At 59.9% G+C, this 25,656-nt stretch carries 26 protein-coding genes; 3 read left to right on the plus strand and 23 right to left on the minus strand.

Annotated elements, in window-relative coordinates; all coding sequences use genetic code 11:
* Window positions 1–102: 102 nt before the first annotated feature.
* From acpP to AD669_RS19205, 6 genes are all read right to left on the minus strand, one after another.
* Complete coding sequence (gene acpP / locus AD669_RS19180) at window positions 103–339, minus strand: acyl carrier protein (RefSeq protein WP_003175607.1); 237 nt, start codon at window positions 337–339, stop codon at window positions 103–105.
* A 196-nt stretch (window positions 340–535) separates the two neighbouring features.
* On the minus strand, window positions 536–1,279 hold the full coding sequence (fabG, locus tag AD669_RS19185) for a 3-oxoacyl-ACP reductase FabG (RefSeq protein WP_053122607.1): 744 nt from the start codon (window positions 1,277–1,279) through the stop codon (window positions 536–538).
* A gap of 16 nt (window positions 1,280–1,295) precedes the next feature.
* On the minus strand, window positions 1,296–2,234 hold the full coding sequence (fabD, locus tag AD669_RS19190; protein ID WP_053122610.1) for an ACP S-malonyltransferase: 939 nt from the start codon (window positions 2,232–2,234) through the stop codon (window positions 1,296–1,298).
* 123 nt (window positions 2,235–2,357) lie between these two features.
* Window positions 2,358–3,368 carry a phosphate acyltransferase PlsX gene (gene plsX / locus AD669_RS19195; RefSeq protein WP_082341469.1) on the minus strand — a complete coding sequence of 337 codons (1,011 nt, stop codon included), beginning with the start codon at window positions 3,366–3,368 and terminating at the stop codon, window positions 2,358–2,360.
* Window positions 3,369–3,372: 4 nt separating this feature from the next.
* Window positions 3,373–3,555: a 50S ribosomal protein L32 gene (gene rpmF / locus AD669_RS19200; protein WP_003179396.1), complete on the minus strand. Its 183-nt coding sequence runs from the start codon at window positions 3,553–3,555 to the stop codon at window positions 3,373–3,375.
* A 13-nt stretch (window positions 3,556–3,568) separates the two neighbouring features.
* Complete coding sequence (locus tag AD669_RS19205; RefSeq protein ID WP_008086273.1) at window positions 3,569–4,096, minus strand: YceD family protein; 528 nt, start codon at window positions 4,094–4,096, stop codon at window positions 3,569–3,571.
* A 105-nt stretch (window positions 4,097–4,201) separates the two neighbouring features.
* Between AD669_RS19205 and AD669_RS19210 the strand changes: the two genes are divergently transcribed.
* On the plus strand, window positions 4,202–4,780 hold the full coding sequence (locus AD669_RS19210) for a nucleoside triphosphate pyrophosphatase (RefSeq protein ID WP_053122613.1): 579 nt from the start codon (window positions 4,202–4,204) through the stop codon (window positions 4,778–4,780).
* Window positions 4,781–4,899: 119 nt separating this feature from the next.
* Here AD669_RS19210 and sppA read toward each other — a convergent pair whose 3' ends face one another.
* Genes sppA through rluC form a run of 3 tightly spaced genes read right to left on the minus strand, consistent with a single transcriptional unit; the run spans window position 4,900 to window position 7,522 of the window.
* Window positions 4,900–5,889, minus strand: a complete 990-nt coding sequence (sppA, locus tag AD669_RS19215; protein WP_053122616.1) for a signal peptide peptidase SppA — start codon at window positions 5,887–5,889, stop codon at window positions 4,900–4,902.
* 24 nt (window positions 5,890–5,913) lie between these two features.
* Entirely contained in the window at window positions 5,914–6,576 is a 663-nt protein-coding gene (locus tag AD669_RS19220; protein WP_053122618.1) for an HAD-IA family hydrolase, read from the minus strand.
* A complete protein-coding gene (rluC, locus tag AD669_RS19225) occupies window positions 6,563–7,522 on the minus strand; it encodes a 23S rRNA pseudouridine(955/2504/2580) synthase RluC (RefSeq protein ID WP_045123283.1) in 960 nt (319 codons plus the stop codon). The genes AD669_RS19220 and rluC overlap by 14 nt, the downstream gene beginning before the upstream one ends.
* 697 nt (window positions 7,523–8,219) lie before the next feature.
* On the opposite strand from rluC, the gene rne reads away from it, so the two are divergent.
* On the plus strand, window positions 8,220–11,447 hold the full coding sequence (gene rne, locus AD669_RS19230) for a ribonuclease E (protein ID WP_053122621.1): 3,228 nt from the start codon (window positions 8,220–8,222) through the stop codon (window positions 11,445–11,447).
* A 159-nt stretch (window positions 11,448–11,606) separates the two neighbouring features.
* Here the strand turns inward: rne and AD669_RS19235 are convergent, their stop codons facing one another.
* From AD669_RS19235 to AD669_RS19290, 12 genes are all read right to left on the minus strand, one after another.
* Entirely contained in the window at window positions 11,607–12,197 is a 591-nt protein-coding gene (locus tag AD669_RS19235; RefSeq protein ID WP_053122624.1) for a nucleotidyltransferase family protein, read from the minus strand.
* The gene (locus AD669_RS19240; protein WP_053122627.1) at window positions 12,194–13,174 is read right to left on the minus strand and encodes an XdhC family protein; all 981 of its coding nucleotides are present in this window, start codon (window positions 13,172–13,174) and stop codon (window positions 12,194–12,196) included. The genes AD669_RS19235 and AD669_RS19240 overlap by 4 nt, the downstream gene beginning before the upstream one ends.
* Window positions 13,174–15,495, minus strand: coding sequence for a xanthine dehydrogenase family protein molybdopterin-binding subunit (locus AD669_RS19245; protein ID WP_053122629.1), 2,322 nt, complete (start codon window positions 15,493–15,495; stop codon window positions 13,174–13,176). Before AD669_RS19245 ends, AD669_RS19240 begins: the two co-directional genes overlap by 1 nt.
* Window positions 15,492–15,962, minus strand: coding sequence for a (2Fe-2S)-binding protein (locus tag AD669_RS19250; protein ID WP_053122632.1), 471 nt, complete (start codon window positions 15,960–15,962; stop codon window positions 15,492–15,494). Before AD669_RS19250 ends, AD669_RS19245 begins: the two co-directional genes overlap by 4 nt.
* A 246-nt stretch (window positions 15,963–16,208) precedes the next feature.
* Window positions 16,209–17,228 carry a UDP-N-acetylmuramate dehydrogenase gene (murB, locus tag AD669_RS19255; RefSeq protein ID WP_053122636.1) on the minus strand — a complete coding sequence of 340 codons (1,020 nt, stop codon included), beginning with the start codon at window positions 17,226–17,228 and terminating at the stop codon, window positions 16,209–16,211.
* Window positions 17,225–17,689: a low molecular weight protein-tyrosine-phosphatase gene (locus tag AD669_RS19260; protein WP_053122639.1), complete on the minus strand. Its 465-nt coding sequence runs from the start codon at window positions 17,687–17,689 to the stop codon at window positions 17,225–17,227. Before AD669_RS19260 ends, murB begins: the two co-directional genes overlap by 4 nt.
* Window positions 17,689–18,453, minus strand: a complete 765-nt coding sequence (gene kdsB / locus AD669_RS19265) for a 3-deoxy-manno-octulosonate cytidylyltransferase (RefSeq protein WP_053122642.1) — start codon at window positions 18,451–18,453, stop codon at window positions 17,689–17,691. The genes AD669_RS19260 and kdsB overlap by 1 nt, the downstream gene beginning before the upstream one ends.
* A complete protein-coding gene (locus AD669_RS19270; protein WP_003174668.1) occupies window positions 18,450–18,635 on the minus strand; it encodes a Trm112 family protein in 186 nt (61 codons plus the stop codon). The genes kdsB and AD669_RS19270 overlap by 4 nt, the downstream gene beginning before the upstream one ends.
* Before the next feature lie 21 nt (window positions 18,636–18,656).
* Entirely contained in the window at window positions 18,657–19,667 is a 1,011-nt protein-coding gene (gene lpxK, locus AD669_RS19275; protein ID WP_053122645.1) for a tetraacyldisaccharide 4'-kinase, read from the minus strand.
* Window positions 19,667–20,095: a biopolymer transporter ExbD gene (locus tag AD669_RS19280; RefSeq protein ID WP_053122649.1), complete on the minus strand. Its 429-nt coding sequence runs from the start codon at window positions 20,093–20,095 to the stop codon at window positions 19,667–19,669. Before AD669_RS19280 ends, lpxK begins: the two co-directional genes overlap by 1 nt.
* The gene (locus tag AD669_RS19285; RefSeq protein ID WP_007908216.1) at window positions 20,092–20,727 is read right to left on the minus strand and encodes a MotA/TolQ/ExbB proton channel family protein; all 636 of its coding nucleotides are present in this window, start codon (window positions 20,725–20,727) and stop codon (window positions 20,092–20,094) included. The genes AD669_RS19280 and AD669_RS19285 overlap by 4 nt, the downstream gene beginning before the upstream one ends.
* Window positions 20,728–20,828: 101 nt before the next feature.
* On the minus strand, window positions 20,829–23,063 hold the full coding sequence (locus tag AD669_RS19290; protein ID WP_053122652.1) for a DNA internalization-related competence protein ComEC/Rec2: 2,235 nt from the start codon (window positions 23,061–23,063) through the stop codon (window positions 20,829–20,831).
* Window positions 23,064–23,199: 136 nt separating this feature from the next.
* Between AD669_RS19290 and AD669_RS19295 the strand changes: the two genes are divergently transcribed.
* Entirely contained in the window at window positions 23,200–23,718 is a 519-nt protein-coding gene (locus AD669_RS19295) for a DUF2062 domain-containing protein (protein WP_053122655.1), read from the plus strand.
* 155 nt (window positions 23,719–23,873) lie between these two features.
* On the opposite strand, the gene AD669_RS19300 is transcribed toward AD669_RS19295, so the two are convergent.
* Together AD669_RS19300 and AD669_RS19305 are read right to left on the minus strand one after the other, a co-directional pair.
* Entirely contained in the window at window positions 23,874–24,653 is a 780-nt protein-coding gene (locus AD669_RS19300; RefSeq protein WP_053122664.1) for an ABC transporter permease, read from the minus strand.
* Complete coding sequence (locus AD669_RS19305) at window positions 24,650–25,582, minus strand: ABC transporter ATP-binding protein (RefSeq protein ID WP_053122667.1); 933 nt, start codon at window positions 25,580–25,582, stop codon at window positions 24,650–24,652. Before AD669_RS19305 ends, AD669_RS19300 begins: the two co-directional genes overlap by 4 nt.
* Between the last annotated feature and the right edge of the window lie 74 nt (window positions 25,583–25,656).

Genomic DNA, 25,656 nt, shown 5'->3' on the forward strand with positions numbered 1-25,656 from the left:
CTTTTTCAAATGACGACGACTTTGCATCAGGCCTAAAGAAAAAACCGCACGCCATGATGGCAGTGCGGTTTTTCCATGACAGCAAACAACGATTACAAACTATTACGCCTGGTGGCTAGTAACGTAGTCGATTGCAGCTTGTACAGTAGTGATCTTCTCAGCTTCTTCGTCAGGGATTTCGGTCTCGAATTCCTCTTCCAGAGCCATCACCAGCTCAACGGTGTCAAGGGAGTCGGCACCCAGGTCTTCTACGAAGGAAGCGGTGTTAACCACTTCTTCTTCTTTAACACCCAGTTGCTCGGCAACGATTTTCTTGACGCGCTCTTCGATGGTGCTCATACCTTGTTTTCACTCCTAATGGACAAATTCAGGCAGCTGGCCAGTGGGTAAGTGTATAGAAAGACTTTTCAGCATTTCAACTGAAAGCTTCACTCCTCAAACCCGGTGGCCCTCTGCCTATAAATAGATTGCAGCTTTATAACGGATTTTAGACAGCTCGTATGACATTTTTTTGAAGCAATCCGTCACATTTTACTTACATGTACATCCCACCGTTCACCGGGATTGTAGCCCCAGTGACGTATGCCGCACCGTCGGATGCAAGAAAAGCGACCACAGACGCGATCTCTTGAGCTTGTCCCAGACGACCCAGCGGAATCTGCGTCTGCAAGGCTTCACGCTGTGCTTCAGGCAGTTCGCGGGTCATATCGGTGTCGATAAACCCTGGGGTTACCGAGTTGACCGTAATCGAACGCGAACCGACTTCACGCGCCATGGCACGGCTGAAACCTTCCAGACCGGCCTTGGCGGCTGCATAGTTTACTTGGCCAGCGTTGCCCATGGCACCCACTACCGAGCCAATACTGATAATTCGACCCCAGCGCGCCTTGGTCATGCCGCGCAGAACACCCTTGGACAGGCGGAATAGACTGTTCAGGTTGGTATCGATCACGTCGTACCACTCATCGTCTTTCATGCGCATCATCAGGTTATCGCGGGTGATGCCGGCATTATTGACCAGGATCGCCACTGGCGCACCGAACTGCTCCTGAATGCTCGCCAGCACTGAGCTGACCGATTCATCGCTGGTCACGTTCAGCTCAAGGCCAGTGCCCTGAATACCATTTTCCTTCAGGGTTGCAGCAATGCGCTCAGCACCCGAAGCCGAGGTCGCGGTGCCAATAACGATGGCGCCCTGACGACCCAGTTCCAGCGCGATGGCCTGGCCGATGCCACGGCTTGCACCGGTGACCAGTGCAACTTTACCTTGCAGACTCATGCAAGTTTCTCCTGATTCAGGCTTGCGCTGCGCGAGCGGCAGCGAAAGCGTCTGGGGTATTGAGGTTGGAAGTCGCCACGCCTTCAGCGCAACGTTTGTTCAGACCGGCGAGGACTTTGCCCGGGCCACATTCGACCAGATTGGTCGCGCCCTTGGCTGCCAGCGTCTGTACCGATTCAACCCAGCGGACTGGCTTGTAGAGTTGTTCGAGCAGATCACGCTTGAGGGTTTCCAGATCAGCCGGCACTTGCGCGCTGACGTTCTGCACCACCGGGATCTGCGGCGCCTGCCAGTCGATGGCGGCGATGGATTCGGCAAAACGCTCGGCGGCCGGACGCATCAATTCGCAGTGCGACGGCACGCTTACCGGCAGCGGCATCGCGCGCTTGGCACCACGGGCCTTGCAGGCTTCGATGGCGCGCTCAACGGCAGCCTTGGCGCCGGCGATAACGACTTGGCCAGGCGAGTTGAAGTTGACGGCGCTGACCACTTCTCCTTGCGCTGCTTCGGCGCAGGCTGCCAGCACGTCAGCGTCTTCCAGACCGAGGATGGCGGCCATGCCACCCTGCCCGGCCGGAACCGCTTCCTGCATCAGTTGGCCACGGCGCTCAACGAGCTTCACCGCGTCAGCCAGCGTCAGGCTGCCAGCGGCAACCAGCGCGCTGTATTCACCCAGGCTGTGACCGGCAACAAAGGCCGGACGCGCGCCACCTTCTGCCAGCCACAGACGCCACAGGGCGATCGAAGCGGTCAGAATGGCCGGTTGGGTTTTATCGGTTTGATTGAGCAGCTCTTCCGGGCCCTGCTGGGTCAGTGCCCACAGGTCATAGCCCAGAGCAGCGGAGGCTTCTTGGAATGTTTCGAGGATCAGCGGGTATTGCGCGCCCAGCTCGGCCAGCATGCCGAGGGACTGCGAACCCTGTCCTGGAAAGACGAATGCGAGGGAAGCAGACATGTAACAAGCCCCTAATGATCTTGTCGTCGGAAAATGACGCCCCGCTTGGGGACGCAAGAAACTGACAGTTGGATGGCCCTTTGAACCGGGCGGTCACATTTAAGCATTGTCCGACGAAAACGCCTAAGACAACAAATCCTCCAGACGACCGTGGAGACGCTCGGGCAAGTTCTCTTGAATCTCGATCAGCGCACGCTGGATCGCACTCTGGAAGCCCTGAACACCGGCCGAACCGTGACTTTTCACGACGATGCCCTGCAAGCCGAGAAAGCTTGCGCCATTGTGTCGCGCCGGCGCCAGATCCGCCTGCAAACGCTTCATCAATGGCAGCGCCAACGCACCCACCGCACGGGACGCCAGATTCTTTTTGAACAGCGCCTCGATGCGCGCAGCAATCATCGTCGCCAGACCTTCGCTGGATTTGAGCAGAATATTGCCGACGAAACCGTCGCACACCACCACATCCGCCTCGCCACGATACAACCCGTCGCCTTCGATGAAGCCGATGTAGTTGATGCCACGAGCAGCCTGCAACAACGTCGCCGCCAGTTTGACCTGCTGGTTACCCTTGATGTCTTCAGTGCCAATATTCAGCAGCGCCACACGCGGACGATTGATCCCCAGCGTCTGCGCCGCCACCGAACCCATTACCGCAAATTGCAGCAGATGCTCGGCACTGCAATCGACATTGGCGCCCAGATCGAGCAACTGGCAAAAACCCTTCTGCGTCGGAATTGCCGCCACCATCGCCGGGCGATCAATACCCGGCAAGGTCTTCAGCACAAATCGCGACAGCGCCATCAACGCACCGGTATTGCCGGCACTGACACAGGCTTGCGCCTTGCCATCACGCACCAGCTCCAGGGCGACACGCATCGACGAGTCCGGCTTGCCACGCAAGGCTTGAGTCGGTTTTTCGTCCATGGTGATGACTTCGCTGGCACCCACAATCGTCAGGCGCGCGCGATCGGCAGCCGATTGGCCGTGGATCAATTCTTCAAGAAGGGAGGGTTGACCGACGAGGGTCAGGTGCAGCGAGGGCGTAGCAGAAAGGCAAGCAAGGCTGGCCTGAACAATGCTGCGGGGACCGAAGTCCCCGCCCATTGCGTCAATCGCGATGACTTGAGCGGACAAGTGATTACTCGTCAGCGCCCTTGTCGATCACTTTACGGCCACGGTATACGCCTTCTGGCGATACGTGGTGACGCAGGTGAACTTCACCAGTGGTTTTTTCTACAGACAGGGTGCTAGCCTCGAGAGCGTCGTGCGAACGGCGCATGTCACGGGCAGAGCGGGATTTTTTGTTCTGCTGAACAGCCATAATTGATTAACTCCTAAACGTTTGGGTCACGCTTTAACTGCGCCAATACACTGAACGGGTTGGACCGCGTTGACTCGTCCTCGCTCGGTTCGGGCTCATCGAGACCCGCCGGCTGCTGGCATTCTTCCGGATGATGAGCAGGCACAATGGGCAAGGCGAGCAGAAGCTCCTCCTCGATCAGTGACTGCAGATCCAATGGATCTTCGCCCAGTTCCAGCACGTCATAACCTTTCGGCAACGACTGGGTATTCGCACCCTCTTTCACCACAGCATAACTGCATTCGCTGTGGATCGGCAGGGTGACCAGCTCAAGACAACGCTGGCAAACCATTTTGACCTCGGTGTCGATAAAGCTGTGGATCACCACAGATTTACGTTCATCTCGTTCAAAAACGAATTTCGCCTGCACCGTACCGACATCGTCGGAAAGCGGGTCGCAGAGTCTCTTCAAATCGGCTAGCAGCAATTCACCTTGAAGGGTGGTGCCACGATCAGCCAATTTGCGCGGGTCAACGTGAGGTGGAATCGGGTCATTCAACATAGGCGCAGCATTATAGGGATGCACCCACCCATGTCAAAGGAAATTGTTCCCTGTCCGTCACTTGCACGCCTCCGCTAGAATTCGCACCTGCCTCAGGAGACACGAATGCTGCCTTTATTACTCGCTTCAAGCTCGACATATCGTCGCGAATTGCTCGCCAGACTGCACGTGCCGTTCGTCTGCTCCTCGCCGGATATCGATGAAAGTCATCGTCCGGGCGAGCCAGCCATCGAACTGGTCAAACGCCTCGCCGAACAAAAAGCCCGGGCATTGGCCGACGGTCATCCTGCGCACTTGATCATCGGCTCTGACCAGGTTGCCGTGCTCGGTGAGCAGATCATCGGCAAGCCGCACACCTTCGAGAAGGCCCGCGAGCAACTGATGGCCGCCAGCGGCGCCAGTGTGACCTTCCTGACCGGCCTGGCGCTGCTCAACAGCCAGACCGGCGAATGCCAGGTCGACTGCGTGCCGTTTACCGTGCACATGCGTCAGCTCGATCAGGCGCGGATTGAGCGCTATCTGCGCATTGAGCAGCCCTATGACTGCGCTGGCAGCTTCAAAGCTGAAGGATTGGGGGTGAGCCTGTTTCAGGCTACTGAAGGGCCTGACGCGACCAGCCTGATTGGCCTGCCATTGATTCGGCTGATTGACATGCTGTTGGTGGAAGGCGTGCAGATTCCTTAAAAGCAAAAGATCGCAGCCTTCGGCAGCTCCTACAGGATTCATATCATCACGAAAATGTGATCGGACATGAAACGTGTAGGAGCTGCCGCAGGCTGCGATCTTTTGATCTTTACAACAAATTAACGCAACGAAGGCCCGTGGAAACCCATCCACATCGCCAACTGCTCAGCCACGCTGGCGCCAAGCTTTTTCGAGAAGCGGTCAAACGGCGATTCCTGAACAGTGAAATCCACCAGTTCTTTCTCGCCAATCACATCCCGCGCAACCGAACTGGCATTGCCCAGCCCATCGATCAAACCTAACGGCAGCGCCTGCTCGCCCGACCAGACCAGCCCGGAGAACAGCTCCGGATGCTCTTTGTCCTTCAGACGATCACCACGACCCTGCTTGACGCTATTGATGAACTGTTTGTGCGTGGTATCCAGCACCGTCTGCCAGAACGCCGTTTCATCCGGCTTCTGCGGCTGGAACGGATCGAGGAACGACTTGTGTTCGCCCGAGGTGTACGTGCGACGCTCAACGCCAAGCTTCTCCATGGTGCCGACAAAACCGTAACCGGCCGCCGTTACACCGATCGAACCGACCAGACTCGCCTTGTCGGCATAAATCTGATCCGCCGCGCTGGCGATGTAATAAGCACCGGAAGCACCCAGATCGGAAATCACGGCATACACCTTGATATCCGGGTGCAGGCCACGCAGGCGTTTGATTTCGTCATACACATAACCCGACTGCACCGGACTGCCGCCCGGGCTGTTGATGCGCAGGACGACGCCTTTGACCTTCTTGTCCTCAAACGCAGCGCGCAGACTGCCGACAATATTATCGGCGCTGGCCGGCTCTTTATCGGCAATCACCCCGGTGACATCGATCAACGCGGTGTAGTTATCGCTACGGGTGGCGCTCTTTTCCATGTCCATCAGCGGCGTGAACAGGATCAGCGCAATAAACAGATAAACAAACGTCAGCAGCTTGAAGAAGATCCCCCAACGCCGCGAACGACGCTGCTCTTGCACGCCGGCCAAGAGAGTCTTCTCCAGCAGCTTCCAGCTTTTCTCGTCACCGCCGTCGGCATCTGCCTTGGCCGGTGCTTTCCATTCGTCGGTCATGCCATCCACCCCAGCAAAAACGTATTAAGCCTGCTGCGCCAGCCAGGCATGCAATTCGGAAAAACGGTCGATCGACAGGCGTGGCTCGAACTGCTGCAGCGATTCGATCGATTGCGCGCCATAACTGACCGCCACCGAATCCATCCCCGCGTTACGCGCCATCAGCAGATCGAAGGACGAATCACCAACCATCAGCGCCTGTTCGGCGCGCACGCCGCAATGAGCAAGGATCTGCTCCAGCATCAGAGGGTGCGGCTTGCTCGCAGTTTCATCGGCAGCGCGGGTGATATCGAAATAATCTTCCCAGCCATTGGCCTTGAGCACTCGATCCAGACCCCGGCGATTCTTGCCGGTGGCCACGGCCAGGTGATAACCCTGCTCGCGGAACGAAGCCATCGACTCGACGACCCCTTCGAACAACGGCGAAGGCACGGCTTCGGCGGCGATGTAGTGATCCGCGTAATACTCGCGAAACAAGGTCATTTCAGCGTCGCTGATCTCGGGATACAACGTGCGAATCGCCTCAGGCAGGCCCAGGCCGATGATGCCTTTGACGGCGAAATCATCACGCAACTCGAAACCGGAGCGACCGGACGCCGAGTGCATCGCCTCGACGATCCGATGGATGGAATCGGCCAGCGTGCCGTCCCAATCAAAAATCAGCAGCTTGTAATCAGATGGGCGCACTCAATCGCTCCACGGTCTTGGCCCACATTTCGTCGACCGGCGCCTGCAAGGTCAGCTTGCCGCCATCCGGCAGCGGCACGGTCAGCATGTAAGCGTGCAGAAACAGACGCTTGCCGCCCAGATCGCGGATTTCCTTGGTGAAATCTTCATCGCCATATTTGCTGTCGCCAGCAATGCAATGGCCAGCATGCAAAGTGTGCACGCGAATCTGGTGGGTGCGACCGGTAACCGGCTTGGCTTCGACCATGGTGGCGAAATCACCGAAGCGGCGCAGCACCTTGAACATCGTCAGAGCTTCTTTGCCTTCTTCGTTGACCTCGACCATGCGCTCGCCGGAACGCAGGTTGCTCTTGAGCAATGGCGCGCTGACTTTCTTGATCGAGGTCGCCCAGTTGCCACGCACCAGCGCCATGTAGCGCTTGTCGACGCCATCGCCGCGCAATTGCTCATGCAAGTGACGCAACATGCTGCGCTTTTTGGCGATCATCAGCAGGCCGGAGGTGTCACGGTCGAGACGGTGAACCAGCTCCAGCTCTTTGGTATCCGGGCGCAACTGACGAAAGGCTTCGATCACACCGAAATTCAAGCCACTGCCGCCGTGAACCGCAATGCCCGCGGGCTTGTTGATCACGATCAGGGCTTTGTCTTCGAAGACAATCGAGGCTTCCAGGCGCTGCAACAGACCCTGGGCCAATGGCACCGGTTCGTCGCGCTCAGGCACGCGAACGGGCGGCACGCGCACGATATCGCCGGCCTGCAGCTTGTATTCGGGCTTGATCCGACCTTTGTTCACGCGCACTTCGCCTTTGCGCAAAATGCGGTAAATCAAGGTCTTGGGCACGCCTTTGAGCCGGGCGAGAAGGAAATTGTCGATTCGTTGGCCGGCATACTCCGGCGAGACTTCAAGCAATTGAACGCCTGGAGTCGAAGGGGCAGTAGTTGTCATGCCGCGGATGATAACAATTTTTATGGAATTGAAGCACTTAATCATTGCTGCTATAGTCGCGAACGCCGCCAAAAGCGGCCTGGACAGCGGCACCACGGTCAAAAACCGGCCCTGACCATCGCAATTCACCAGGACGCGAGGCCGTCCTACGGGGCTTTTGCTACGTAACGGTGGAGTTTGCAGTTGTAACAAGCGCAGGTGACATGAGGCCTGAATTACACCGTCGAGCAGAGTTTTTACTCGCCTGACAGGCAGATATTCACGGCCAGTTCACAAAGTGCAGTCAACCGCAGATGACCCCGAGCGAAAGCTTCGGAAACACCGCCTGATTAGCCATGATGCGTGACCTCCCCTTTCGGAGCTCACGGTAAATGCCAACCCGCTGCGGATTCTGCGCGCGGCAGCACCCGAATTATCAGGGATACGTGTAGGGTGGAGATGCACAACCGCTGGACTGTGTAGCAATAGGCTTTATCAAGACGCTTCATCTCGTCCACAGCCACGGTTGATTCCTCCTCCTGACTGAGTGCTTAAGTAGCCACAGCAAGCAGGACGCGTACGTCGCTATATCGGCCCAATTGGCCGCATATCGCTGGACACGGGAATGGCCAACCACTCCCGACGCACCTGACACCGACCGTGAGAAGTCGTGTGTGCCGAACGCCGTTTCCGGCAGCCCGGAAACCGACGGTACTACATGAAAAGAATGCTGATTAACGCAACTCAACCCGAAGAGTTGCGTGTTGCACTGGTAGATGGCCAACGCCTCTACGACCTGGACATCGAATCCGGTGCACGCGAGCAGAAGAAGGCCAACATTTATAAAGGCCGTATCACTCGCATCGAACCAAGCCTTGAGGCTGCCTTTGTCGATTTTGGCTCTGAGCGCCATGGCTTCCTGCCCCTCAAAGAAATCTCCCGCGAATACTTCAAGAAAGCCCCCGAAGGCCGCGTCAACATCAAGGACGTCCTGAGCGAAGGCCAGGAAGTTATCGTTCAGGTCGAAAAAGAAGAACGTGGCAACAAGGGCGCAGCCCTGACCACCTTCATCAGCCTGGCCGGTCGTTACCTCGTGCTGATGCCGAACAACCCGCGTGCCGGCGGTATCTCCCGTCGCATCGAAGGCGAAGAGCGCAACGAACTGCGTGAAGCGCTGAACGGTCTGGTTGCACCGGCCGACATGGGTCTGATCGTGCGCACTGCCGGCCTTGGCCGCAGCAGCGAAGAAATGCAGTGGGACCTCGATTACCTGCTGCAACTGTGGACCGCTATTAAAGAAGCCTCGCTGGATCGCTCCGCGCCATTCCTGATCTATCAGGAAAGCAACGTGATCATCCGCGCCATCCGCGATTACCTGCGCCAGGACATCGGCGAAGTGCTGATCGACAGCGTTGAAGCCCAGGACGAAGCTCTGACCTTCATCCGCCAGGTAATGCCGCAGTACGCCAGCAAGATCAAGCTGTACGAAGACAGCGTGCCGCTGTTCAACCGTTTCCAGATCGAAAGCCAGATCGAGACCGCTTTCCAGCGCGTCGTTGAACTGCCTTCCGGCGGCTCCATCGTTATCGATCCGACCGAAGCCCTGGTGTCCATCGACATCAACTCGGCGCGCGCCACCAAAGGCAGCGACATCGAAGAAACCGCTCTGCAGACCAACCTTGAAGCCGCCGAAGAAATCGCCCGTCAGTTGCGCCTGCGCGACATCGGCGGCCTGATCGTCATCGACTTCATCGACATGACCCCTGCCAAGAACCAGCGCGCCGTGGAAGAGAAAGTCCGCGAATGCCTGGAAGCCGACCGCGCTCGCGTGCAGATCGGCCGTATCTCGCGCTTCGGCCTGCTGGAAATGTCGCGTCAGCGCCTGCGTCCATCGCTGGGCGAAAGCAGCGGCATCGTCTGCCCGCGTTGCAACGGCACCGGCATCATTCGTGACGTTGAATCGCTGTCGCTGGCGATCCTGCGCCTGATCGAAGAAGAAGCCCTGAAAGACCGCACCGCCGAAGTTCGCGCACAAGTGCCGATCCCGGTGGCCGCGTTCCTGCTCAACGAAAAACGCAACTCGATCACCAAGATCGAACTGCGCACCCGTGCTCGCATCGTCATTCTGCCGAACGATCACCTCGAAACGCCGCACTTCGAAGTTCAGCGCCTGCGTGACGACAGCCCGGAAGCCGCGACCAACCAGTCCAGCTACGAAATCGCTGCCGCCGCTGCCGAAGTTGAAGAAGTTCAGCCAGCCGCCGCGACCCGCACCCTGGTTCGCCAGGAAGCCGCAGTCAAAACTGCACCGGCTCGTGCCAACGCTCCGGTGCCGACCGAAGTGGCCGCACCTGCTGCTGCCGCCGCGCCGGCTCCGGCTGCCGCGCCAGAACCAAGCCTGTTCAAAGGTCTGGTGAAGTCGCTGGTCAGCCTGTTCGCTACCAAAGAAGAGCCAGTTGCTCCAGCCGTGGTTGAAAAACCGGCTGCCGAGCGTCCAGCCCGTAACGAAGAGCGTCGCAACGGTCGTCAACAGAGCCGCAACCGTAATGGTCGCCGCGATGAAGAACGCAAACCGCGCGAAGAGCGTGCACCGCGTGAAGAACGCGCCCCACGCGAGCCACGTGAAGAGCGTCAACCTCGTGAAGCCCGTGAAGTTCGCGAGCCGCGTGAAGCCCGTACCGAAGCAGCGCCGGCCGCTCGTGAAGAACGCGCGCCACGTGCGCCGCGTGAAGAACGTGCTCCGCGCGCTCCGCGTGAAGATCGCAAGCCACGTGGCGAGCGTGAAGAACGTGTACGTGAACTGCGCGAGCCACTCGACGCCGCTCCTGCCGTGACCACCGAGGTGGCTGCTGAAGAGCGTCCGGTTCGTCAGCCACGCGAAGAGCGCGCACCGCGTCCGCCGCGTGAAGAGCGTCAACCGCGCGCCGAACAGGCCGCCGCTGCCGTCGCTGAAGAAGAAGTGAACACCAACGAAGAGCAACTGCCGGAAGACGGTTCGGAGAGCGCCGAAGGCGATCGCCCACGTCGTCGTTCGCGCGGTCAGCGTCGTCGCAGCAACCGTCGTGAGCGTCAGCGTGATGCCAACGGCAACGTGATCGAAGGTTCGGAAGAATCCGAAGCCGGCGAAAACGCTGAAGAGCCAAGCACTGCCGATCTGGCCGCCGGCCTGGCTGTTACCGCAGCCGTTGCCAGCACCGTGATCAGCGCTCCGGCCGAAGCCCAAGCCTTTGAGCAAGCCGAACGCGCCACCGCTGCTGTTCAGGAAACTGCTCCAGTGGAAGCGCCGGTTGTTGAAGCGACCACTCCAGTAGAAGTGGTTGCTGCTCCGGAAGTCGAAGTGGCTCCGGTTCAGGAAACGCTGCCTCAGGTAGAGCCGGCTCCAGTTGTGGTTGCTGAGCCGGTGGTTGAAACCGTCGCTGAAACCGTGACCGAAACCGTGCGTGAAGTTCGCGAAGAGCAGACCGCTTTCAACTGGGTCGCAGAGCCGGTTGTCGCTGAAACGCCAGCGCCAGTGGTTGAAGCGCCGGTTGTTGAGACGCCAGTGTTCGAAGCACCAGCGTACGAAGCGCCTGTTGCCGAAGCTCCAGTGGTTGAAGAGACCAAAGCTGCCGAGCCAGTGGTTGTTGCTGAACCAGCTCCAGTCGTCGAAGCGCCGGTAGTTGTCGAAGCTCCTGCTCCGGTGGCTGAAGTGGCTCCGGTCAGCGCTCTGGCTGCAAACGGTCGCGCACCGAACGATCCTCGTGAAGTGCGTCGTCGCAAGCGTGAAGAAGAGCGCCTGCAGAAGGAAGCCGAACAGGCTGCCGCTGCTGCTCCGGTGGCAGAAGTCGTCGCTGAACAAGCGGTTGTTGAAGCGGTCATCGCTGAAGCGCCTCGCTCCGTTCAAGACGCAGCAGAGCACCACGAAGAAGCCCAGGAAAAAGAACACGAGCCTAAACCCCTCGTCTGATTCCTGAAGCTGTAAAAAAGCCCCGCCCGGTGAAAGCCTGGCGGGGCTTTTTTTATGCCATTTAAAAGATCAAGAGATCGCAGCCTTCGGCAGCTCCAACAATTTGAAATACGTTCCCCTGTAGGAGCTGCCGAAGGCTGCGATCTTTTGATCTTGCTGTTATTTAAAAACCAAAGCCTCCGGCACATCGATATCCCACAAAACCCCGGGATCATCCACCGCCACCTGAACCACCCTGCCCTGCTTGAACAACGGCCGAGCCCCACGATCACCACTCAAAGCCAGCAACCCCGCACCAAACGACCGGCCAAACCCCACCGGGTGCCCAAACTCACCGTCCTGCACCGGCACGCTCACCGCATCATCAGCCATCGCCGCAACAACCCGCTCAATACTCGAGGGCAAAATAAACGGCATATCCCCCAGCACAATCAGCCAGCCATCCGCTTGCGGGCACGTCGCAATTCCCGCCGCAATGCTGTCGCCCATGCCGGTCGTGCCAATCGTCACAACTTCACAGCCATACGCCTGAGCCATACGCATCGCTTGCGGTCGTTCTTCCGTCGTGACCAGTACACGTTTGTCGAGGCTCGCCGGCAGATTCACCAGCACCTGCTCGATCACCGAGCGCACCGCGCCATCGCGACCGGTGCAATCGGCGAGCAACTTATCCTTGTCCGCACCCGCCACTTTGCGAAAGCGGCTGCCCTCGCCTGCGGCCAACACAATCACGCCAATGGTTCGGCTCATGCGCCCTCCACGGGTTTCTTCTGCTTCAACTCAACGCCGTTTTTGATCGCGACGATCTCTGCGAGCAAAGACAAGGCAATCTCCGCTGGCGAATGACTGCCGATGTGCAGACCGATCGGCCCATGCAATCGAGCAATCGCCTCTACCGACAAGCCTAGCTGAGCCAGATTCTCCCGGCGCTTCAAACTATTGACCCGCGAGCCGAGTGCGCCGACATAAAACGCCGGCGAATCCAGCGCGGTCAGTAAGGCCATGTCATCCAGACGCGGATCGTGGGTCAACGCGACAATCGCTGTGCGCTCATCGGTCTGAATGCTCAACACCGCCTCATCCGGCATGCCCGCGACAAAACGACCGTGCTGCTCTTCCCAGCCATAAACGAACTCAGTGCGCGGATCGCAGATCAGCACTTCGAAATCCAGCAACCGCGCCATGTCCGCGACGTAGCGTGACAATTGCCCGGCACCGATCAACAGTAGCCGCCAGCGCGGGCCGTAAATCGCGCGCAGAAGCTTGCCGTCGAACTCCAGAGCATCGGTTTTGCTCGCCGCTGTCAAAACCACTTCACCGGTTTCGATATTCAGTTCGCGGGCGACGATTTCGTGGGCTTCACAACGCGCGAGCAGCTCGGCGACCCACTGCGGATCGCCAACCCGCTCTTCAGTCAGGCGCAGCGTACCTCCGCAGGGCAAGCCAAACCGCGCCGCCTCCTCCCGGGTCACGCCGTAGGTGATCAGTTGCACCGGCGGCCCATCACTGACAATCCGCCCGTCGTGAAGGCGGGCGATCAAGTCATCCTCGACGCAACCGCCCGACACCGAACCGATCACCACGCCATCCTCGCGCAAGGCGAGCATCGCACCGGGCGCCCGAGGCGCGGTGCCCCAGGTTTGCACCACGCTAAACAACACCACCCGCTGCCCGGCGCGGCGCCATTCGAGCACGCTGCGCAGAACGTTGAGGTCGACACTGTCCATCAGGCGTCCGCCTTCTGCCAATCCTGCAGTTGATAACGCACGGGCAAGTTACGAATGCGCTTGCCCGTGGCAGCAAAAATCGCATTGCACAGTGCCGGCGCAATCGGCGGCACACCCGGTTCGCCGACACCGCCCAACGGCACGTCGCCCGGCGGCGTCACCAGATGCACTGCGACCTCCTTCGGCGCCAGCGACATGCGCGCCACTTCGTACATATGGAAGTTGTCCTGCTGAACCTTGCCGTCCTTGAAGCTGATTTCACCCAGCACCGCGTTACCGAGGCCCATGACGCAGGCGCCTTCGAACTGCGAGCGAATCCGCTCAGGGTTGATCTGCGGCCCGCAATCCACGGCGATGTCAGCTTTGTGCACGATCAGCGTGCCATCGTCTTTAACCTCGACTTCGATCACCGCCGCCACATAGGTGACGAAGCTGTAATGCACCGCCAGCCCCAAGCCACGGCCCTTGGGTAATTTACGCCCCCAACCGGCGGCTTTGGCAGCGGTTTCCAGCACGGTGCGCATGCGCCCGGTATCGATCGGATAACGCTCTGGAGATTCGCCGTAATTCCACTCTTCGCTCAAGGTGCGCGGGTCAATCTGCCGATCCGGGCCGAGCAGTTTGATCTGGTACTTGAGCGGATCCTCACCGGCCTTGTGCGCCAGCTCATCGACGAAACTCTGGATGGCGAAACCATGAGGAATGTTCGACACCGAGCGATACCAGCCGACCCGCGTGTGCACGGTCGCTTCGGGGTTTTCCAGACGTACGTTGGGAATGGCGTAGGCCATGTTGGTGAAACCCATGCCCAGCTCGAACGCCGCTTCGTGGTTCATGCCCGGCGCGAACAGCGCGGTGATGCTCGGTGCCACGGTGCGATGCAACCAGCCGGACGGCATGCCGTCCTTGCCGATGCCTGCTTTCAAATATTCGGCGGACACGGTGTGGAAGTACGAGTTGTGGATGTCATCTTCACGCGTCCACTGCACCCGCACGGCTTTGCCGGGAAACTCCTTGGCGAGGATCGCCGCTTCAACGACGAAGTCCGGTTTCGACTTGCGCCCGAAACCGCCGCCAAGCAGCGTGACATTAAAGGTGACGTTGTCGAACGGCAGACCGAGACGCTCGGCAATGCGCTCGCGGGTGACTTGCGGCGCCTGACTCGGTGCCCAGGCTTCACAGACACCGTCCTTGTAACGAGCGATGGCGACCATTGGTTCCATCGGCGCCTGCGCCAGATGCGGCAAATAGTAAGACGCTTCGAGGGTGCTGGCAGCGCCGCTCAAAGCCTTGTCGATATCGCCGGTGTTGCGCACCACTTTGCCGGGTTTCAGCGAGGCGGCTTCCAGCTCCTTGCGATAGGCGATCGAGTCGTAACTGGCGTTGGGGCCGTCATCCCATTCGATTTTGAGCGCCTCGCGGCCCTTGATTGCAGCCCAAGTATTGCTGGCCACCACCGCCACGCCACCCAATGGCTGAAATTCCGAAGGCAGTGGACGGCCTTCAATCTGGAGCACTTTAAGCACTCCGGGGACTTTCAGTGCAGCGCTGTCATCCAGCGATTTGACCTTGCCGCCATACACCGCCGGACGGGCGATGGTCGCGTAAACCATGCCGTCGAAATGCACGTCGGCACCGTACACCGCGCGGCCGTTGACGATATCGGCACCGTCGATGGCTTTGGTGCCTTCCTTGCCGATGTAGCGAAATTCCGACGGTTGCTTGAGGCGCAGGCTGTCACGCGCTGGCACCGCCAACGCACTCGCGGCAGCGGCCAGTTCGCCATAACCCAGCTCACGGCCAGACGGTTTGTGAATGACTTTGTGCAACTGCGCGTGGCATTCGCCGACCGGCACTTTCCACTGCGTGGCCGCCGCTTGTTCAAGCATCGTCCGCGCTGCAGCACCGCAACGCCGCATCGGTTCGTACCAGTGACGCATGCTGCGCGAACCGTCGGTGTCCTGATTACCGAAGCGCACTTCATCGCCTGGCGCCTGCTGCACTTTGACCTTGGCCCAATCGGCGTCCAGTTCATCGGCGACGACCATGGTCAGACTGGTGCGCACGCCCTGCCCCATCTCCGAACGGTTGCAGACCACGGTGACCGTGCCGTCAGCGGCAATGCTCACGTAGACTTTCGGGTCATCGATCCAGCCGTTGGGCATGCCATCAGCGCCGAATTTCTTTTCTTTCTCGTCGGCCAGCGCATCCTGCCAACCCCAACTCGCGGCCAGCACCAACGCGCCCGTCGCACCGACGCCTTTGAGGAAACCGCGGCGACTGAGATTGCTCAGGGCGAAATCGTTCGGAAGGCGGCTCATGCTTTCGCCTCCTTCAAATGCGTGGAGGCTTGGCGGATCGCGGTTTTGATGCGGTTATAAGTGCCGCAGCGGCAGATGTTGCCGACCATGGCTTCTTCGATCTGCTCGTCGCTCGGGTTTGGATTGGTTTTGAGCAACGCGGTGGCCGACATGATTTGCCCGCCCTGACAGAAACCGCACTGCGCGACCGCCGTGTCGAGCCAGGCTTGCTGAACGACTTGCCCGACCGGATCGGCATGCAGATTGTCGATGGTGGTGACGTTCTGCCCGATCACCGAGCCGATCGGCGTGATGCAACTGCGCGCCGGCAAGCCATCGATATGAATGGTGCACGCGCCACACAGGCCCATGCCGCAGCCGAACTTGGTGCCGTTGTAACCGGCAACGTCGCGGATCGCCCAAAGCAGCGGCATGTCCTCCGTGACGTCGAGAGAATGATCCTGGCCATTGAGTTTCAGGGTAATCATGGGCACGCCCGCATATTTTTGGTGGTTATGGGGTCGAGCAATCTGCCGCCGTTGCATCGGCGGTGGTTCACGCAGATCGACTCAGGCTAATGAGGCTCTCTTGTGTCGACGCGAACGTCTGCACCGGGCCTTTGGTGGAGCAAATGACGGTTATCGTTAGCTCGCTAAGTTAACCCAGCGTTAACAAAAAAGCCCTGCACTTTTTCATCAGTGCAGGGCTCTGGATGGCGCCTGGAAAGCGTAGCCTCAATACCGATTGGGCTCCATTTCCAGGTCGACATTGAAACGTTCGGCAATGTCTTTCTGGATACGTTGCGCCAGATCGAGCAATTGCAGGCCGGTCGCCGCGCCGTAATTGACCAGCACCAGCGCCTGCAATTTATGCACGCCGGCATCGGCTTCACGGAAACCTTTCCAACCGGCGCGTTCGATCAGCCAACCCGCCGCCAGCTTCATCTGCCCGTCCGGCTGCGCATAAGCCACCACATCCGGGTGCTGCGCTTTGATCTGCGCGACGATGGCCGCCGACACCAGCGGGTTCTTGAAGAAACTGCCGGCATTGCCGAGCACCGCAGGATCCGGGAGTTTTTCGCTGCGGATGCTGCAAATCGCGCGACTGACGTCGGTCGGCGTCGGTTGTTCGATGCCCTGCTCGGTCAGGCGCTGACGCACCGGGCCGTATTCCAGATGCAGATGGGCGACGCGATCCAGTTTGAAGCGCACGCGCAGAATCAACCAACGCCCCGGCTGCTGTTTGAACAGGCTGTCGCGGTAGGCGAAGTTGCATTCTTCGAGGCTGAAGTCGCGCAGCTCGCCGGTCTGGCGATCCAGCGCGGTGAGCCCGGCAAACACATCTTTAATCTCTACACCGTAAGCGCCAATGTTCTGCATCGGCGCAGCGCCAACGGTGCCAGGAATCAGGCTGAGGTTTTCCAGTCCGGAAAATCCTAGCGCCAGCGTGTGCTGCACGAACGGATGCCACGGTTCGCCCGCTTCCGCCTCGATCACCACACGGTTGCCGTCATCGCTGATCACACGAATCCCGCGTGTAGCCATGCGCAGCACCAGCGCCGGAATATCTGCCGTGAGCAGCAAATTGCTGCCACCGCCGATCACCAGCAGCGGCACATCATGAGCAACGGCATAGGCCAGCGCTTCACGAACATCGCCATCGCTATGGGCTTCGGCGAACAGTTGCGCGCGAACGTCGACGCCAAAACTGTTGAACGGTTTCAGGGAAACCTGCGGTTGCACCTGCAAACTCATAACCGGCCCTTTACTTCGATCAACAATTGGTCACAAGCCGCTTCAATCAGATCCAGCACCTGCTCAAACCCTTGATCGCCGTCGTAATACGGATCCGGCACTTCATCGACGAGCCCGGCATAACGGCGCAGAAACAGATCCAGTTCGGCGCGGCCGGTGGACGGTTGCAGGGCCTTGAGGTTGCGCAGGTTGCTGTTGTCCATCGCCAGAATCAGGTCGTAACTGGCGAAATCGGCGCGGCTGACTTGCTGCGCGCGTTGCGCCGACAGGTCATAACCGCGCACTTTGGCGGCGGCCTGACTGCGTTTGTCCGGCGGATTGCCGACGTGCCAGTCACCGGTGCCGGCGGACGCCACTTCAACCTGATCCGCCAGCCCTGCGGCGCGCAACTTGTGGCGTAACACGCCTTCAGCCGTGGGCGAACGGCAAATGTTGCCCAGGCACACAAACAGAACGCGCATCAGGCCCCCAGCAGGCGACGAACGCGCTCGAGGTCTTCGACGGTATCGACACCAGTCGGCGGCGCGATCAACGCGTCAGCAACATGAATACGCACGCCGTGCCACAGCGCACGCAGTTGCTCGAGGGATTCAGTGTTTTCCAGCCAGCACGGGCCCCAGCTCACGAAGTCCTGAAGGAACCCGGCGCGGTAGGCATAAATGCCGATATGGCGACGGTACGGCACACCTTCCGGCAGTTGCTCGCGGCTTTTGGCGAAGGCATCGCGTGCCCATGGCAAAGTCGCGCGGCTGAAGGTCAGCGCCAGACCGTTGATGTCGCTGACGACCTTGACCACGTTCGGATTGAACAGGGTTTCCACGTCTTCGATCGGCTCGGCCAGGGTGGCCATGCGCGCTTCGGTGTGTGCGGCCAGGTTGGCAGCGACCTGATCGATCACGCTCGGCGGAATCAGCGGCTCGTCGCCCTGCACGTTGACCACGATCGCGTCAGGCTCAAGGCCCAGTTTCGCCGCGACTTCAGCCAGACGATCGGTGCCGGAATTGTGATCTTCACGGGTCAGCACCACTTCGGCGCCAAAGCCTTTGCAGGCCTCGACGATGCGCGGATCGTCAGTCGCAACGACCACGCGGCTCGCGCTGCTTTTGCTCGCCTGTTCCCAGACGTGCTGGATCATCGGCTTGCCGGCAATGTCCAGCAGCGGTTTGCCGGGCAGACGGGTCGAGGCGTAACGCGACGGGATGACAACGGTGAAGGCGGTGGTCATTTATCCAGACGCTCGTCGGTGGTCAGAGTGCGGGCTTCGCTTTCGAGCATCACCGGAATGCCGTCGCGGATCGGGTACGCCAGGCCGGCACCCTTGCTGATCAGTTCGGTCTTGTCGGCGCTGAGCTTGAGCGGGCCTTTGCAGATCGGGCACGCGAGGATGTCGAGCAATTTGGTGTCCATGAACTTTCCCTGATAAATGAGTTAAGGCAAAAGCCGATCCGGCAGCAGGCGCATCAGCTGTGTGTCGAACCAGGCCACGAAGGCCGGCGACGGCACGGCATCGACCGCCAGATACCACCAGTCGGCAGCAGCGAAGGCACGGCACTTCACCGCGTCCTTTTCGGTCATCACCAACGGCAATGACGGTGTGAAATTCAACGCCTGCACGCTGTATTCAGCGTGGTCGGCAAACGCATGCGGGACTGCGCGCCAGTCTAGCGCTTCGAGGGTATTGAAGAAACGTTGCGGATTGCCGATCCCGGCGACCGCGTGGACGCTCTGACCCGGCGCAAAATGCTCGAGCGACTTGCGCTCGCCACTGCGCAGATTGACCAGCGCGGTCGGCTGCAGATGAAAAGCGAAACCGTCGTCGCGATCTTCGGTGGCACCGTTGAACAATACGCCGTCGACGCTTTGCAGACGTTCGATCGGCTCACGCAACGGCCCCGCCGGCAGGCAGCGCTTGTTGCCGAGACCGCGAGCGGCATCAATCAACACCAGCTCCATATCCCGCGCCAGCCGGTAATGCTGCATGCCGTCATCGGAGAGGATCAGATCCAGCGGTTCACTGGCGAGCAACTCTTTGACGGCGGCGCTGCGATCGGGGTCGATCATCAATGGCACGCCGGTGCGCTGGACGATCAGCAGTGGCTCGTCGCCAGCGATGTCAGCGGTCTGGTCGGCCTCGACGCGCCATGGCAATTGCGGCGGTTTGGCGCCGTAACCACGGCTGACCACGCCGACGCGCAAACCACTGCGCCGACAGTGTTCGATCAACCAGAGAATCATCGGCGTTTTGCCGGTGCCGCCCACGGTGATGTTGCCGACCACGATCAACGGCACCGGCGGCTGATAAATTTCGCCTTGGCCATCGAGAAAACGCTGACGCTTGTTGACCACCACGCGGCGATACAACATTTCCAGCGGCCGCAGCAGCGTCAGGGCCGGGTGCCCCTGATACCACGCGGCGAGCAAGCGATCGGACAGGCTCATCAGGATTTGGGCGCCGCCTCGACCGTGGTCATGCGCAGATGGCTGAAACCGAGCTTGCCGGCCGCGTCCATGGCGGTGATCACGGATTGGTGTTGAGTCTTGCCGTCAGCACTGATCGACAACGGCATATTGGTGTCACCGTTGGATTCTTTCTGCATCGCGTCCATCAACGTCGCCAGATCGTTTTTCGGCAGAATCTTGTTGTTCACCGAAAACACGCCCTCAGCGCTGATGGCCACGTCGATCTGCTTGAGCTGCTGATCTTCGGCGGGCGAGCCGCTGACGGCTTCCGGCAGATCAACGCGCAACTGGGTTTCGCGGGTAAACGTGGTGGTCACGACGAAAAACAGCAGCAGGATAAACACCACGTCGATCAGCGACGCGAGGTTGATGTCGATCGTTTCCCGTGGTTTGCGACGGAATTTCACGCGCGGCCCTCGGCCAGATCGACGTCACGGTCGCCCTGCACCACTTCAACCAGTTTGATCGCTTCCTGCTCCATGCCGACCACCAACTCGTCGATGCGGCGTTGCAGGAACCGGTGGAAGAACACCGCCGGAATACCGACCATCAGGCCCGCTGCCGTGGTGATCAACGCTTTCGAGATACCACCGGCCAATACCGAGGCGTTGGTGGTCATGCCGGAACCGGTGAAGGCACTGAAAATGTCGATCATGCCCAGCACCGTACCCAACAGGCCCAGCAACGGCGACATCGCAGCGATGGTGCCCAGCGCGTTGACGTAGCGTTCGAGCTCGTGGATGACGCGGGCGGCGGCCTCTTCGATGCACTCTTTCATGATCTCGCGACCATGCTTGGAGTTGGCCAGACCGGCGGCGAGGATTTCCCCCAGCGGCGAGTTGGCACGCAGTTCCTTGAGTTTTTCTTTGTTGAGCTGTTTGTCCTTGATCCAGACCCAGACCTGGCCCAACAAATGCTCGGGGGTGACGCGACTGGCGCGCAGGGTCCACAGGCGCTCGGCGACAATCGCCATGGCCGCGATGGAGCTCAGAATGATCGGCAACATCATCCAGCCGCCGGATTTGACCAATTCCCACACAGTGACAGTCCCCTCGAAAAAGTGCGCCACTTTACCATACCGATCCGCGATTAAGACCCGCCGCTCCGACGACCGTGATGTGCCATCCATGCTGGCACCGATCAACGGGCGAGCGCAGGCGGATCGCGCCAGAAACGCCGCTGTTGACGCATCGTCCACGGCGCTTTGAAGCGGCCCAGTTGCAGATGAATGGCGCCCTGCTCGGCGCTGTCGTAGATGCGCAGGCCTTGTTTGCGATAACGCGCCAGCACGGTCGGGTGCGGATGGCCGAAGGCGTTGCCGTGGCCTCGGGAGATAAGCACGGCTTCGGGCTTCAGCGCGTTGAGCAGGGCCATGGATGATGAGCTACGACTGCCATGGTGCGGGGATTGCAGCCATTGCGTTGGCACCGCCAACGGACTGTCGAGCAGAACGCGCTCAGCATGGACATCGATATCGCCGGTCAGCAGCAAACGCTCGCCGTTGGCTTCGATCTGCAATACACAGGAGCGCTGGTTGCTGTCGCGGGCGTCCGCCCACATCCACAGTTGAAAACGCACACCGTCCCACTGCCATTGCTCGCCACTTTCGCAGGCTTCAGCGCTCAATTCGGCAGGCAGGCCCGGCGGATCGCCGCTCAATACACGGACGACTTTCATGCCCCGCGCAATCGCCAGCGCACCGCCGGCATGATCGGCGTCGGCGTGACTGAGCAGCATCACATCAAGATTGTCCACGCTGAGTTTACGCAGGGCTGGCAGCACCACGCGTTCACCGAGATCGAAATCGCCGAAGCGCGGGCCGGCGTCGTAGAGCAGCGTGTGATGGCGGGTTCGGATCAGGATCGCCAGGCCTTGGCCGACATCGAGCTGCCAGACATCGGCCAATCCCTCGTCCAATCGCTCGCGCGGCGGCACCAGCAGAATCAGCAGCAACGGCCAGCCCAGCGGTCGCAGCGGCACCCCGCGTGGCAATAGCAACAGCACGGCACCGAGACTGCCGAGAATCCACACCCAGAACGGTATCGACGGCGCAGTCCACGCAGGCCATTGCCCGGCAATCAGTGCCAGCGCGCGAAACAGCCAATCGATCAAAACTCCGGCCAGCCACAGCAGTCCTTCGCCGACATACGGCACCGGCAACAACACAGTGCCGAGCAGCGCCGGCGGCAACACCACCAGACTGATCCACGGCACCGCGAGCAAATTCGCCAGCGGCCCGCTGAGACTGATCGGCAGGTTCAGCGCCAGCAGCACCGGGCATAAACCGATGGCAATCAACCATTGCGCCCGCGTCCACGTTTGCCACCAACGCCACGCGCCCAAGCGTCCGCCAAAGGTGAAAATCAACACCGCCACCGCCGCAAACGACAGCCACAAACCCGGACGCAAACTGGCAAGCGGTTCCAGCAACAGCACGCCGTTGAACGCCAGCAGCAGCGGCCACCACGCGCCCAGATGACGAAAGCGCAGGCGCCACAACAACACTAATCCGACCATCACGCAGGCGCGCTGCACCGGCACGTCGAAACCAGCGAGCAAGGCGTACCCCAGCGCCGCCGCGAACGCCAATCCGCAGGCCCACGGCAACCATGGCCAGCGCAATGGCCACAGTCCAAAACGCGCGAGCCCGGCGACCAGCAGGTACATAACCGCCGCCAGCAAACCGATGTGCTGCCCGGAAATCACCAGCAAATGCACGGTGCCGGTGTCCTGCAAAATCTGCCAATCCTCACGGCTGAGCCCCGAACCGTCGCCCAGCACCAGCGCCGCCAATGCTCCGGCGCGACCTTGCGCGTTCACTGCCAGCAAGCGCTGACGAATGCTGTCGCGCCAGGCCCAGCGTGCTTCACTCAGGCGCTGGCCATCCTTGATTGTGCCGGTCGCGCCGACACGTTGCGCGAGCAGCCACGCCTCGTGATCGAACGCATCCGGATTGAGCAAACCAACGGGACGCTTGAGTTTGACCGCCAATCGCCAGCGCTCGCCGCTGTTGACCGGCGGCCCGGCGTACCAGGCCAGACGCAGCAGCGACGGCAGTTTTTCGTGTCGCGAGTGCGCATCGGCCAGTTCGAAACGCACCACGCCGTCCGCATTTTGCGGCAAGCCAACCACCCGCCCTTCGAGCCAACGGGTTTCACCGTCGAGATGGGCGGGCAATCGATCATTCAGCGCCCATTGCGCACTGACACAGGCCCAGGTAAAGCCAAACAACCAAAACGCCAACGGATAGCTGCGAAATGGCAGCAACATCAAACCCACCGCCGGCAACACCAGCATCAACCCGACCGGCGGTAATGCCGGTAAAAACATCGGGGCCAGCAGACCGACTGCCAGCGCCATCATCCCTATGCGCATAAGCCCGTCCTTGAGAGTCCCGTTCTTAGGCATAGCGGGTGTTGCGCACTCGCGCCGTCAACAATTGTCACAAAGTCTGAATGGGCGGTTCATCGAATCCAGACATACTTGCCGCCTTAACCGACCGAGAAGCCTTATGCCCCGGCGCTTATTCAAACGTTACATGCCCGACCCGACGAGCATCAGGGAACACAAATCCTTACGCTTTCTCGGTAAGTTGCTGCATGACCCGAACCTCTGGCACCTCAATCGCCACTCGGTCGCGCGGGCGATGGCGGTCGGATTGTTTGCCGCTTTCCTGCCGATTCCGGCGCAGATGCTGGTGGCTGCTGCGCTTGCCGTCATGGTGCGCGGCAATATGCCGATTGCGGTGAGTCTGGTCTGGCTGACCAATCCGATCACCATGCCGGCGGTGTTTTTCTGCACCTATCAAGCCGGGGCGTGGCTGATGGATGTGCCCGCCCGGCATCTGCCCGATGAGTTGACCTGGGAATGGATCAGCGGTGAGTTGTCGACATTGTGGCAGCCGTTTTTGCTGGGATCGGTGGTGGTGGGACTGGTGCTCGGTGCCCTCGCCTACTTTCTGGTGATGATGTATTGGCGTTGGTGGGTGGCGCGGCAGTGGGCACGGCGCAAGAAAAGTCGCAAGTCCTGAATGCAAAACGGCCTCCGCGATGGGAGGCCGTTTTGTTTTGTGCTGTCGGGACTGACGCCTTCGCGAACAAGCCCGCTCCCACATGGGGTCTGCGTCGTGACACAGATCCCGTGTGGGAGCGGGCTTGCTCGCGAAGCGGTAGACGAGGTCTCGGATCAGGTACGCATCCCGCGTCCACTCACCAGCAACCGCGCACAACCGAGGTACAGCACCACCGTCGCCACCAGCATGAAGGTGATGGCGATGCCGATCTTGATGTCCGACACACCGAGAATGCCGTAACGGAAGGCGTTGACCATGTGCAGCACCGGGTTGGCCAGCGATACGGTCTGCCAGAACGGCGGCAGCAAGGTGATCGAGTAGAACACGCCGCCCAGGTAGGTCAGCGGCGTCAGCACGAACGTCGGAATGATCGAAATATCATCGAAGTTGCGCGCGAATACGGCGTTGATAAAGCCCAGCAGCGAGAAGATCGTCGCCGTCAGTACCACCACCAAAATCGTCACGCCGAGGTGATGCACCTGCAAATCGGTGAAGAACATCGACAGAATCGTCACGATCACGCCGACCATCAAACCGCGCAGCACGCCGCCGCAGGTATAACCGATCAGGATCGTGTGCGGCGACACCGGCGAGACCATCAATTCCTCGATGGAGCGCTGGAACTTGCTGCCGAAGAAACTCGACACCACGTTGCCGTAGGAGTTGGTGATCACCGACATCATGATCAGCCCCGGCACGATGTACTGCATGTAGGTGAAGCCGCCCATGTCGCCGATCTGTCGACCGATCAGGTTACCGAAGATCACAAAGTACAAAACCATGGTGATCGCCGGCGGCAGCAGGGTCTGCGGCCAGATCCGCGTGAAGCGTCGGACCTCGCGATAAACGATGGTGTTGAGGGCGACGAGGTTGGGACGTAACTCGGAACTCATACCGCCACCTTCGACAGATTTTTCTCCACCAGGGACACGAACAGCTCCTCAAGGCGATTGGTTTTGTTGCGCAGGCTCAGCACTTCGATGTTCTGCTGCGCTAATTGAGTGAACAACGCCGTGATGCCCATGGATTTATCGACCTGGACTTCCAGGGTATGGCTGTCGATCAACCGCGCGGGGTAGCCGAGCAATTGCGGGGTGACGCTCAAGTCGTTTTTCAGATCGAGCAAGAAGGTTTCCACGTGCAACTGGCCCAGCAGCTGTTTCATGCTGGTGTTCTCGACGATGGTGCCGTGGTCGATAATGCCGATGTTGCGGCACAGCTGCTCAGCCTCCTCCAGATAATGCGTGGTGAGGATGATGGTGATGCCTTTCTGGTTCAGTTCGGTGAGGAACGTCCACATCGAGCGGCGCAACTCGATGTCGACGCCTGCGGTCGGTTCATCGAGGATCAGCAGACGCGGTTCGTGCACCAGCGCGCGGGCGATCATCAAACGGCGTTTCATGCCGCCGGACAGCGAGCGCGACGGCACATCGCGCTTGTCCCACAGGCCCAGTTGCGTCAGGTACTGCTCGGCGCGTTCCTTGGCGATCTTCGCCGGAATGCCGTAGTAACCGGCCTGAGTGACGACGATGTCGAAGGTCTTCTCAAACTGATTGAAGTTGAATTCCTGCGGCACCACGCCGATCGAGCGCTTGAGCTGCGCAGGATTCTTGTCGAGGTCATGACCGAAGATATTCACGCTGCCGCTGGTCTTGTTGACCAGGGTCGAGAGAATGCCGATGGTCGTGGATTTGCCGGCACCGTTGGGGCCGAGCAAGGCGAAAAAGTCACCTTCGGCGACGTCCAGATCGATACCACTCAAGGCCTGGAACCCGTTGCCGTAGGTTTTGGTTAGCTGCCGGATGGACAGAGCGGAACTCATATCTGATTTACGCACCATGGAAGGGAGAAAGGAGACGGCGGCGATGGATCCAACCGCAGCGCAAGTGCGCAATG

Source organism: Pseudomonas sp. P1.31 (assembly GCF_001269815.1).
GTDB lineage: Bacteria > Pseudomonadota > Gammaproteobacteria > Pseudomonadales > Pseudomonadaceae > Aquipseudomonas > Aquipseudomonas rustica.